A 12,552-nucleotide genomic window follows, 5' to 3' on the forward strand; every position below is an offset into this window, starting at 1 on the left:
TCCCTCCTATCGTAACCTTTCTTTCAAATATTCGACTAGCGAATGAAGCGGCACTTCTGTTTGCTCGCCTGTGTTCATGTCTTTTACATTAATGACCTTTCTATCCAGCTCATCATCCCCGAGAATGGCTACATATTTTGCTTGTAAGCGATCGGCCGCTTTCAATTGCGCCTTTACTTTTCGGTCTTGATAATCCTTGTCTGCGACAATCCCTGCTTTGCGCAACTGGTTCACAATAATCACAGATTCGTCTTTCGCTTTTTCTCCTAATGCAGCGACGTAGCAATCAATTCCTTTGCCGACTGGCAATGAAATGTTCTCAGCTTCAAGTGCAGCAAGCAGCCGTTCAATACTTAACGCAAAACCAATTCCTGGCGTTTCCGGTCCACCGATTTCCTGTACTAATCGATTGTAGCGACCGCCCCCGCATAATGTTGTAATCGCTCCAAATCCTTCAGCATTGCTCATGATTTCAAAGGTGGTATGATGGTAATAATCAAGCCCGCGAACAAGACGGGAATCGACTTCAAACTCTATTCCCAAATTCGTTAAGTACATTTGTACTTTTTCAAAATAACGCCGAGATTCATCATTTAAATAGTCAAGAATGGATGGAGCCGTCATCATTAATTCATGGTCGCGATCTTTTTTACAGTCTAAAATGCGAAGCGGATTTTTTTCGAGACGAGCTTGACAATCTTCACAAAACTCGCCAATTCGCTGTTTAAAATGGTTGATGAGCGCTTCCCGATGCGCTTTTCGGCTTTCTGCATCCCCAAGGCTATTGATGACAAGCTTTAATTTCTGCAATCCTAGTGATCGATAAATTTCCATTGCTAGCGCAATCACTTCGGCATCGATCGCTGGGTCATGGCTTCCAAGCACCTCGACACCAAATTGGACAAATTGACGGAATCGTCCCGCCTGCGGACGCTCATAGCGAAACATCGGTCCTACGTAATAAAGTTTGATTGGTTGATTCGGATCGCCATACATTTTATTCTCTACAAACGAACGGACGACCGATGCCGTTCCCTCTGGACGAAGAGTGATGCTTCTGCCACCGCGATCCTCAAACGTATACATTTCTTTTTGCACGATATCCGTTGTATCACCTACACTTCGCAAAAACAATTCCGTATGCTCGAAAATCGGTGTGCGAATTTCCTTATAGTTATAACGACGACAAAGGTCTCGTGCAGTTTGTTCAATATATTGCCATTTTTCTGTTTCACCCGGCAGTATATCTTGTGTTCCTCTTGGAATTTGAAACGACATGTGCCAACCTCCCTATGAAAAAATAAAAAGCTCTCTTCCCCTATAAAACATAGGGACGAGAGCGTTGTTCCCGTGGTGCCACCCTAATTGAAGCTGACGTGCTTCCACTTTTCACCGATAACGCCCGGCTTGCGTTCTCTCCTACTAGCGTTCGCGTTCAAAGAGAAACCTACGGAGTGTTCGTTCGTTAAGTCATCATGGAGAAATGCTTTCAGCCTACGGCATTTCCTCTCTGGCCATGTGTACTCTTAACTACTCTTCTCCATCATTGGTTTTCGTATGTAACAATTTTTACTACTTATCTTACGAATGAACACGTATTTTGTCAAGAAGTGAACGCATGTTTATGAACGGGATAATTGTTTTTTTAATTTTTGCACATCTTTTAATGTTAAACCAAATTCAGACGCTAACTCAAATGCCGTATGGTTCGCTTCCTTTCTCATAAATTCATGGAAGTCGACATGAAATAATTCGCTCGCCTTTCGTTGCGCAAACTCTCCTTTTGCACTGTTTCTCATCATAACCTTCCTTCCCTCGTTCAGCCTTATTACCTATCTTTCCCGTTTGCAGAAAAAATAAAAGGATTTTTTCCCCTTTTGTAGAATTCCTATAATCTCTCGGATTTTATCGAAAGGAGGGTGGTTGGTTGTTCCGTTTTAAGGCAAAAAAAGCGGTTTATTTGTTTATTACCGCTATATTTCTACTTTCGATTCACTTTTCCACAGCATGGGCGGAAACAAAAACAGTGATCACACAAGTAGATCGCCTCAATGTGAGGGAAGGACCAGGTACTCATTATCGTGTTAAAAAGATGCTAAACAAGGGAGAAACGTATACGGCCATTACAGAAACAAACGGTTGGGTACAGTTACAATTAAGTGCGACAGAAACAGGTTGGGTGGCAAAGCAGTACGTATCAGAAGTAAAGCGACGCATGATATCGACCGTCGATCAACTGCGCGTTCGTTCCTCCCCAAATAGCCAAGCAAGCGTCATTGGCTATTTGCAGCGTGGACAATCTGTCGAGGCGATAGAGACAAAAAACGGTTGGACAAAAGTGAAAACGGCGTCGCTTACAGGATGGGTGTCATCCACTTATCTTACAAATGGCAATGAAGAACATGTTCATTCAAGTATTCAGGCTGGTATAGTGACAGCCGATACGTTAAACGTGCGAACTCAGCCGTCCCAACAAGCAAACGTTCTCGGAAAAATAACTCACGGTCAACAAGTTCGCATTATGGCTGAAAATGATCAATGGTATCAAATTACGACCAATAGCGGACTTACCGGATGGGTTTCTCGCGCATACATATCCGTATCTCCTTCTTATGTCAAGGTATTGTACGATGGAGTCAACATCCGCTCAATGCCATCGCTTCAAGCAAAAGTACAAGCAACGGCACATCGTGGACAACAATATCGCATAATAACAAGCATAGAAAATTGGTACAAAATCGAAGTTCCGGGAAAGGGAAGCGGATATATTGCTAGTTGGCTCGTATCAGCTGTTCAGCAAAATCCAAAAAATGCGCTGTACAATAAAACGATTGTCATTGATGCCGGTCATGGTGGAAAAGATAGTGGCACGATCGGCAAAAATGGAATAATGGAAAAAATGCTCACGTTAAAAACGGCGCAATTGTTACAGCAACGGTTGAAAGAGGCCGGTGCCAATGTCATTCTCACTCGAACAACCGATAAATACGTATCCTTACCGGATCGCGTGCAAATCGCTCATCGCTATCATGCCGATGCCTTTATCAGCATTCATTATGATAGCTCATCGGATTCGCGGACAAGAGGGATGACGATTTATTATTATGACTCGCTTGCGGATTATCCGCTTGCATTGTCGTTTGCCGGTCCGTTATCTAGCATTACTTCCGTCCCGTATCGCGGGATTCGCTTTGGAGATTTTCACGTCATTCGCGAAACGGACTTGCCATCTGTTTTATTCGAACTCGGATATATCAGCAATCCTGCTGAAGTCAATATCGTTGCTTCGAACAAATATCAACAGCAAATTACAGAAGCAATCGCTAGCGGCTTAAGGAGTTATTTTCAGTAGCTGACCTTTTTAATTTTAAAAAGAAAAAGCGAGCAACATGTTCGTTACTCGCTTTTTTCCTTACTTTCGACAATGAGTGTCACCGGACCGTCATTCGTCAACTGTACTTCCATCATCGCTCCGAATTGACCGGTTTCCACTTGAATCCCTTTTTTCCGCAACTCATCGTTCAAGGCCTCATAAATCGGCAACGCATGATCCGGCTTTGCCGCTTCCATGAAGTTTGGTCGTCTTCCTTTTCGACAGTCGCCATACAGCGTAAATTGCGATACGGATAAAACCGCGCCTCCGACATCTAATAAGGATAAATTCATTTTGCCGGAATCATCTTCAAAAATGCGCAAATGAGCGATTTTATCAGCGACAAAGACCGCATCTTCTACTGTATCGCGGTGCGTCACACCGACAAGAAGAACAAGGCCGAATTCAATGCGGCCAACCACTTCCCCGTTGACTGTCACTTTTGCCTCTTTAGCTCGTTGGACAACTACTCTCATATACGTGTTCCTTTCTAATTATTCATGATTCTCTGCACGGAATAAATATCAGGAATTTGCTTAATTCGTTCAACCACTTTTTGCAAGTGACTTACATTTTGAATCGCGATCGTCATATGGATTGTAGCAATTTTATTTCGATGATCCGACCGTCCGGAAACAGCGGAAATATCTGTTTTCGTTTCATTGACCGCTTGTAACACTTCGTTTAATAATCCACGCCGGTCAAAGCCGGAAATTTCAATTTCCACATTATATTCCCGGTTCGTCTTAGCATTACTTTCCCATTCGACGGAAATTAAGCGATCTTCTGCTTCTTCGGACTGAACATTTGGACAATCGGATCGATGAACAGAAACACCGCGCCCTCTCGTAATAAACCCGATAATTTCATCGCCGGGAACCGGATTACAGCAGCGCGACAAGCGGATGAGTAAATTATCCATCCCTTGTACACGAATGCCATAGTCTCGTTTTTTGACAACCGGCATTTTTGTTTCATGCATCGTTTCTGCTAATTTCTTTTGTTGTTCTTCTAAATCGCGCTGCTTCCGCCACTTGTCTGTTAAGCGGTGGGCGATTTGCGCAGCGGTAATACCATGATAACCGACCGCTGCGTACATATCTTCCTCGTTAGAAAAATTAAATTTTTCTGCAACGCGTTTCACATTTTCTACTGTTAAAATTTCTTTGACATCAAAACCGAGGTTGCGAATTTCTTTTTCAACTAATTCTTTTCCTTTTTCAATATTTTCTTCGCGGCGTTGTTTTTTGAAAAATTGGCGAATTTTATTTTTCGCATGAGACGTTTGTGCGAGTTTTAACCAATCTTGACTTGGACCGTAGGAATGTTTCGATGTTAAAATTTCCACGATGTCGCCTGTTTTTAACTTATAATCAAGCGGAACCATCTTCCCGTTCACTTTTGCGCCAATCGTCTTATTTCCGATTTCGGAGTGAATACGGTATGCGAAATCAATCGGCACCGAGCCGGCTGGCAGCTCAATGACATCGCCTTTCGGTGTAAATACGAACACCATGTCAGAAAATAAATCCATCTTTAACGTTTCCATAAACTCTTCGGCGTTGCTCGCATCGTTTTGCCATTCTAAAATCTCACGAAACCATGATAGCTTTTCCTCGAATGAATTCGGTTTGATCGTTTTTCCTTCTTTATATGCCCAATGGGCAGCGATTCCGAACTCGGCAATTTGATGCATTTCGAATGTACGAATTTGCACTTCAAGAGGTTCACCTTTTGGACCGATAACGGTCGTATGAAGCGACTGATACATATTTGGTTTCGGCATGGCAATGTAATCTTTAAACCGTCCCGGCATTGGCTTCCAACATGTATGAATAATGCCTAATACCGCATAGCAGTCTTTGATACTGTTGACGATAATGCGAACCGCCAGCAAATCATAAATTTCATTAAATTGTTTATTTTGCAGCACCATTTTGCGATAAATGCTGTAAATATGTTTTGGTCTTCCAGAAATTTCGCCTTTAATCGACACTTCATTTAGGCGTTCGCGCACCTCTTGAATGACTTCTTCTAAATACTGTTCTCGTTCTGCCCGCTTCTTCTTCATTAAGTTGACAATCCGATAATACTGTTGCGGGTTTAAATAACGAAGTGCTGTATCTTCCAATTCCCATTTAATTTTCGAGATTCCAAGCCGGTGTGCCAGCGGAGCGAAAATTTCCAACGTTTCATTGGCGATTCTTCGCTGTTTTTCCAGCGGCAAATGTTTTAATGTTCGCATGTTATGAAGACGGTCCGCTAATTTAATTAAAATGACGCGAATATCTTGCGCCATTGCCAAAAACATTTTTCGATGGTTTTCCGCCTGCTGTTCTTCATGTGATTTATATTTAATTTTTCCAAGCTTCGTCACACCGTCAACAAGCATCGCGACTTCATTGCCGAACTCTCGCTCCAAATCTTCTTTTGTCGCGTCCGTATCTTCAACGACATCGTGCAAAAATCCAGCGGCAATCGTCGCCGGGTCCATTTTTAAATCAACTAAAATGCCCGCCACTTGAATCGGATGAATAATATACGGTTCTCCCGACTTGCGATACTGTTCGCGATGAGCGTCGCTTGCAAATTCATATGCTTTTTTTATAAATTCAACATCTTTTTCCGACAAATATCGACTTGCCTGTTCGATGACTTGTTCCGCCGTTAACACCTGTTCATTGGCCATGGGATCACCTTTGCGTGTAATAAAATAACGTATTGATACTATTATCATGAAAAATTTTTCAGATGTAAAGGGTTATAGTGAAACTAATAAGAAAGAGCACCCATTTGAGTGCCCTCTGCGAAAACATCTCTTATGACTATTTTAGCGAAATGACAGACATATGTCGATGGTTAGAATTGCATAAGCGCTAAAATGTCGTATCCTTCCAATTTTTTACGTCCTTCTAAATAGGTGAGCTCGATAAGAAATGCAATCCCTGCAACAACGCCGCCGAGCTGTTCGACAAGTTTAACTGTGGCTTCGATCGTTCCACCTGTCGCAAGTAAATCGTCCGTAATTAATACACGTTGGCCCGGCTTAATGGCATCTTTGTGCATCGTTAACACATCTTTTCCGTATTCTAATCCGTATTCGACACGAACGACTTCGCGCGGAAGCTTTCCTTCTTTGCGCACCGGAGCAAATCCTACACCAAGCGCGTAGGCAACCGGGCAGCCGATAATGAAGCCGCGCGCTTCCGGACCGACGACGATATCAACTTTCTTTTCTCGCGCATATTGCACGATTTGGTCAGTCGCGTACTTATATACTTCTCCCTTATCCATAAGTGTTGTAATATCTTTGAACATGATTCCTGGTTTTGGGAAATCAGGAACGATCGTCACATATTGTTTCAAGTCCATTACACGTTTGCCTCCTCATATGTTCGCGAACCTTTCATCTCGAAAAGGAAACGCTTTAATTGTTGATACGATGAGTATAAAAAGAGTTTTTCCAGCTCGAATTGAGCTTGTTTCAAACGATATGTAGGTGACTCAGTTAAATCGCGTTTAGCCGGCTCATGAACAAGAGAAACCATTCCATCTTTTAGTGTAATAAATTCTAGTTCCAAAAACACTTTTACCATAAAATGAACCGTTTCCTTTGTCCAGCCGCGTGCCCGCGCCAATTCATCGCCATATTTGGCTAAATCAAAAATCCCGCGCTTCCGTAAAAACGCATAAAACCATTTAAAATGGTCGCGCGTGGGCAACGTGCTAAAAAAATGAGTCTCCCTTTGATAGAATAACGCATAAATGCGCGCAGGTAAACTAGAACATAATAAAACTTTCATCATTTCTAGCGATGGAGGTAAGTCTAGCAGTACGACATAGCGATCAGCAATGTGAAGCTGCTCTGCTTCTTTCAGCGAAGAAAGATAGCATATTTCTTCACGATAATCGTGTAACTGTAAAGCTTCTATTGTCTCCTCATGAAAAGCAATAAACAGCCTCTTTTCCCGCGGAAGAGAGGAAAACAGCGGATGTACATGACGCATGCCGCGAATGTCAAACAGTTGACATTCATGTACAGCAACATCACATAGCATCAGTTGCGGTTTACGAATATGGTTCCATTCATTAATGGATAGTTCTCCAACGACGGATACTTTCGCATCAGGAGCAATTTCGTCATACAAATAGCCGTAGCCAAAACCCACGCTTTCAATCGTTGCGCCATCCTGTTCAAATACGGCTTTTACGTGCGACTGATCGGCACCGATGCGGCGAATCGTTTGGATGGAGACATCTTCAATTAAAATGAGCGGCTTCGGATTGTCGACTCCAAATGGCGCGAGCTTTTGCAACTGCTCAGCCGCTGTGAGCGTCAAATCGGATACCGAGCATTTAACATCAATGGTCGTCATTGGAATAAAATCATCGTCTGTCAATATGTCGTTCGCTAATGTATTGAGGCGCTGACGCAGCTCATCCACATGCTCAATCGATAACGTCATTCCGGCCGCCATCGGATGCCCGCCGAAGTGCGGTAAAATATCACGACATGCCGATAGCTGAGTGAATATATCAAATCCATGAATGCTTCGCGCAGAGCCCTTCGCAATTCCTTTTTCAGGATCAAGACTAAGGACGATGGTTGGACGATAAAACTGCTCAACAAGCCGCGAAGCGACGATACCGACAACTCCTGGATTCCAACCTTCCTTCGCCACTACAAGCACTTTATGTTCCGAAGGTGGAAATTGTTCGTTGACCATTTGTGCTGCTTCTTCTGCCATTTCCGCCACAAGTCGCTGCCTCTCTCGATTCAGCTCGTCCATTTCCTTCGCTAGCATTCGTGCTTCGTCCTGATCTTCTGTCATCAACAGCCGTACAGCGGGATCGGCTCCCCCTAACCGTCCGACCGCATTAATGCGCGGAGCAATGACAAACCCGATTGTCTCTTCATTTAATTCCTTCGTTTGAATGCCGCACTGTTTCAATAACGCCTGCAACCCGATACGTGTCGTTGCCTGTAACTGCTCTAACCCTTGTGCGACTAATAGACGATTTTCTCCCGTAAGAGAAACGAGATCGGCTATAGTGCCGATAGCGACAACATCGAGTAAATGACGAGGCACATCCCCAAGTAACGCGTGCGCGACCTTGAAGGCGACTCCAACGCCTGCCAGTTCACGAAATGGATATGTACTTCCGGGTTTTTTCGGATGAATAATCGCATACGCATCCGGTAACGTTGGTCCGGGTTCATGGTGATCGGTAATGATTACATCAATTCCAAGCTCGTTCGCTAATGCGACTTCATCAATTGCGGCAATACCCGTATCGACTGTAATGATTAAAGAAAATCCTTGTTCTTTCGCCCAACAGAACGCTTTTTTATTCGGTCCGTACCCTTCCGTAAAGCGATTCGGAATATAAAAATCAACGATAGCACCGATTTCTTTAAGAGCACTGACCATTACGGTTGTGCTGCTCACACCATCGGCATCGTAATCGCCAAAGACAAGAATGCGCTCATTGCTTTGGACCGCTTGCTGAATACGCGCCACTGCTTGCTCCATTCCATCAAGTAAAAACGGATCATGAAACGGTTGTTTCATCGGAGATAAAAATACCTCTGCTTCTTTTACCGTATCTACCCCTCGATTTACAAGCAATGAAGCAACAAGTGGAGCGATATTTAATTGTTTTGCCAATTCATTGCTTTTATCAACATCAGGATGTTTTACATCCCAGCGAGTTTTCGCGGTTAACATGTCTCCCACCTCAACTCTCCCTATTATACAAAAGGAAAAAAGGGTGGGCAATGAAATCATTCCGTTTTTTCAAATATCCGGTCAATGACTTTACTTCGCTTTTTCTGGATAATATGGATTAATATGTACCATGACATTATGAACGTGAGGCAATGTCAGCAGTTTCTCTTTAACCTTTTTTCCGATTCTATGCCCTTCCTCAACGGTAATCGATGGGTCAACAGCAATTTTTAAATCAACAATAACATAATGGCCATGCTCCCGTGCATGCAGTTCATGAATTTGCTTTACGTCTGGAAACGACAAAACCGCCTCGCGGAGATGGATTGTTTCTTCATCATGCAGCACGTGGTCAAGCGTCGCATGAATGGATTCTTTCCCTAACGTCCACGCCATTTTCAAAACGAGAAGAGAAACGAACAATCCCGCCACCGGGTCAGCATAAACAAGCCACTCCACTCCCCATGCTCCTCCGGCAATCGCCGCTCCGATTCCGATTAGTGCTGCAATCGATGAAAAGACGTCGGAGCGGTGCTCGTAAGCATTCACAATGATAGCGTTACTCTTTACTTTTTTTCCTAACTGATATTTATAACGAAACATCGCTTCCTTCACGATAATTGAAAAGATCACGACATATACTGTAATCATTCCCGGCGGTTCGAGCGGTTGAAAAAACGCTTGAACAGAAGAGCGGCCAATCTCTATCCCCACCATGAACAATAAAACCGCTACAATAATGGCGGCAATCGGTTCGGCCTTGCCATGCCCGTACGGATGATCCTCATCAGGCGGTTGTTTCGCCGCGCGCAATCCAATCCATACTGCAAGCGAGCCAGCGACATCGGATGCCGAGTGTGCTGCATCCGCGATAAGAGCTTTACTATTCCCAACAGTCCCCGCCACCCATTTTACAATCGCTAGCGCTATATTGCCGACAATCCCCACCATTGCTGCAAATTCCGCTTGTTTAAAACGCTCTTCCTTTTTCACTATTCTCTTCCTTTCGTGAAACGTTATTTATCGTTAGTTTATCCGATTTCCCCTTCCTCACTACTAAAAAAGGATGCCCCATTCTTCATGGAGCATCCCTGCCTTTACACTTGCGGTTCTAAATCTTTTTCGGTTCTTTTTTTGACTTTTCCTTTTTTCAATTGTTTTCCTTTCCAAATAATCCATAGTTGCGAAGCAATGCATAAGGAAGAGTAGACACCGGACACTAAACCGACTAATAACGCTAAGTTAAAGTTACGAATTGCCTCGCTTCCGAATATCAACAAGGCAACAACAGTGAAAATGACCGTTAAGACGGTGTTAATCGAACGGGTAAGCGTTTGTTGCAATGCACGGTTCACAATATATTTTAAATCGTCCACTGTTTTGACTTTCCGCTTTTTCATTAGATCCCGAATTCGGTCAAATGTGACGATCGTATCGTTAATCGAATAACCGATGATCGTTAATACCGCGGCAATAAACGTTAAATCAACTTCCAAACGCGTTAAACTGAAAAATGTAATGATAATAAACGCATCATGCAATAAAGCAATAATCGCAGCAAGCGCCATATACATTTCAAAGCGAATCGTGACGTAAATAATGATCCCGATCGATGAAATAAGCACGGCAATAAACGCATTTCTTGCCAATTCTTTACCTACTGTCGGCGATACAGTGCTGACGTTCGGTTCAAATCCATATTGTTGTTTAAAATGACTTTTTAGCTCAGAAATTTCTTTTTTGTTTAAAACACCAATAAAACGAGCAACGCCTATTTGCTTCTTGTTCCCTGACAACACAATGTCCTTTGGCTCAAGATTGAGCTTTTTAAATTCATCCTCTAACTGCTGCACGTTCAATGGCGAATGACTCATCACTTCGACTCGCGTTCCGCTAGCAAAATCAATGCTAGGATTTAATTTCATCGTTAACAGGGCAACAATTCCGAGCACGGTAAGCGCTCCAGAAAGAAGGAAAAACTTTTTGCTATGTTTGACGAAATCGAGACGGTCAAACTTCGTCGGTACTTCCGTATGCTCGTTCGTTTCGGCAATATTTAAGATTTCCGATTTTTTGACACCGAAATAGCCCGGCTTGTTATTAAGAACGCGGCTGTACACTAATAAACTAAGCAATAAACGCGTCCCGTAGACAGCGGTAATAAAGCTTACTAAAATGCTAATAATGAGCGTAGTTGCAAACCCTTTAACAGAGCTTGTCCCATAAATAAATAGCACAACCCCAGCGATAATCGTCGTAATGTTCGCGTCAAAAATCGTCGCAAACGAACCTTTAATTCCCGTGCGATATGCCGACATAATCGACTTGCCGAGCTTGATTTCCTCTTTAATTCGCTCATATGTAATAATGTTCGCATCGACCGCCATTCCAGCCCCCAAAATAAGGGCAGCAATTCCCGGCAATGTTAAAACGCCATTCATCCAATCAAAAATAAGCATAGTTAGATACAAGTAGGCTGATAACGTAATGACAGCGATAACACCTGGTAAGCGATAAAACAAAATCATAAACAAGAAAATTGCAGCAATGCCAACGATTCCAGCAAAAACTGTTTTTTGTAATGCGTTTTCTCCAAACTGTGCACCAACAGATGTGGAGTAAATTTCTTTTAATTCAACTGGCAACGCACCGGCATTTAATAAGTCAGCCAATTGTTTCGCTTCATTAACAGTAAAATTGCCAACGATAGAGACGTCCGTTTGGTCAAACACTTGATTGACTGCTGCGGCGGAAATAAATTTTGGTTTTGCTTTTCCCGCCTCTTTCGCGTAAGAATCAACCCCGTCCTTAAAATCAAGCCAAATGACTAATAAGTTATTCGGGGCGCCCATCTTGTACACTTTTTCAGTCACTTTCTTAAATTTATCCGCATCTTTCAGCTTAATGGACACACTTGGCTTTCCGTTTTCGTCAAAAGAAAGTTTCGCCCCTCCTTGGACTAAGTCACTGCCATCCATCAATACATGATCGTGAACATCACGGAACGTCAGTTTCGCCTGAGTAGAAAGAATTTCACGCGCTTTGTTTTGATCTTTTATACCAGCGAGCTGAACGCGAATGCGATTGTTTCCCTCAATTTGAATGTTCGGTTCGCTCACTCCCAGTACGTTCACCCGTTTGTTTAAGGCACTCACTGTACTCACAAGTGCATGTTTGTCAACCTTATCTCCTTTTTTCGCCGGCTTTACTTCATAGAGCACTTCAAAGCCGCCCTGTAAATCAAGCCCTAGTTTCATATTATGTAAAATTCCTTGAATGGTTGTTCCCATTGTTCCACCTAAAAGCAGGAGCAACAGGAAAAACGCAACGATGCGACTTCTTTTTACCATAATAAAAAATCCTCCTTACGACATAAAAGAATCCGGCTAAAAGAGCCAGAGTTCTCTCAATATTCCCATTATGAAACAGTTTCCGAGAGCTGTCAAATGC

Annotated in this window: 9 protein-coding genes and 1 other annotated feature; of the genes, 1 reads left to right on the forward strand and 8 read right to left on the reverse strand. The window is 43.0% G+C overall.

What is annotated here, in order from left to right:
- Positions 1–6 precede the first annotated feature (6 nt).
- Together hisS and HNR31_RS01795 are read right to left on the reverse strand one after the other, a co-directional pair.
- Complete coding sequence (hisS, locus tag HNR31_RS01790; RefSeq protein ID WP_181554530.1) at positions 7–1,278, reverse strand: histidine--tRNA ligase; 1,272 nt, start codon at positions 1,276–1,278, stop codon at positions 7–9.
- Positions 1,279–1,326: 48 nt separating this feature from the next.
- Positions 1,327–1,556: a binding site (T-box leader), on the reverse strand.
- A gap of 66 nt (positions 1,557–1,622) precedes the next feature.
- Entirely contained in the window at positions 1,623–1,802 is a 180-nt protein-coding gene (locus HNR31_RS01795) for a hypothetical protein (protein WP_181554876.1), read from the reverse strand.
- A 125-nt stretch (positions 1,803–1,927) separates the two neighbouring features.
- On the opposite strand from HNR31_RS01795, the gene HNR31_RS01800 reads away from it, so the two are divergent.
- Positions 1,928–3,352 carry an N-acetylmuramoyl-L-alanine amidase gene (locus HNR31_RS01800; RefSeq protein ID WP_181554531.1) on the forward strand — a complete coding sequence of 475 codons (1,425 nt, stop codon included), beginning with the start codon at positions 1,928–1,930 and terminating at the stop codon, positions 3,350–3,352.
- 44 nt (positions 3,353–3,396) lie between these two features.
- On the opposite strand, the gene dtd is transcribed toward HNR31_RS01800, so the two are convergent.
- The 6 genes from dtd to secDF form a co-directional block, all read right to left on the reverse strand.
- Positions 3,397–3,849, reverse strand: a complete 453-nt coding sequence (gene dtd, locus HNR31_RS01805; RefSeq protein WP_181554532.1) for a D-aminoacyl-tRNA deacylase — start codon at positions 3,847–3,849, stop codon at positions 3,397–3,399.
- Between the two features lie 14 nt (positions 3,850–3,863).
- Positions 3,864–6,062: a RelA/SpoT family protein gene (locus HNR31_RS01810; RefSeq protein ID WP_181554533.1), complete on the reverse strand. Its 2,199-nt coding sequence runs from the start codon at positions 6,060–6,062 to the stop codon at positions 3,864–3,866.
- Between the two features lie 170 nt (positions 6,063–6,232).
- On the reverse strand, positions 6,233–6,745 hold the full coding sequence (locus HNR31_RS01815; RefSeq protein ID WP_181554534.1) for an adenine phosphoribosyltransferase: 513 nt from the start codon (positions 6,743–6,745) through the stop codon (positions 6,233–6,235).
- A complete protein-coding gene (recJ, locus tag HNR31_RS01820) occupies positions 6,745–9,102 on the reverse strand; it encodes a single-stranded-DNA-specific exonuclease RecJ (protein ID WP_181554535.1) in 2,358 nt (785 codons plus the stop codon). The genes HNR31_RS01815 and recJ overlap by 1 nt, the downstream gene beginning before the upstream one ends.
- A gap of 90 nt (positions 9,103–9,192) precedes the next feature.
- Complete coding sequence (locus HNR31_RS01825) at positions 9,193–10,053, reverse strand: cation diffusion facilitator family transporter (RefSeq protein ID WP_220129379.1); 861 nt, start codon at positions 10,051–10,053, stop codon at positions 9,193–9,195.
- 146 nt (positions 10,054–10,199) lie between these two features.
- Complete coding sequence (secDF, locus tag HNR31_RS01830; RefSeq protein WP_181554537.1) at positions 10,200–12,452, reverse strand: protein translocase subunit SecDF; 2,253 nt, start codon at positions 12,450–12,452, stop codon at positions 10,200–10,202.
- Positions 12,453–12,552 lie beyond the last annotated feature (100 nt).

The organism is Thermaerobacillus caldiproteolyticus (assembly GCF_013761245.1).
Lineage (GTDB): Bacteria > Bacillota > Bacilli > Bacillales > Anoxybacillaceae > Thermaerobacillus > Thermaerobacillus caldiproteolyticus.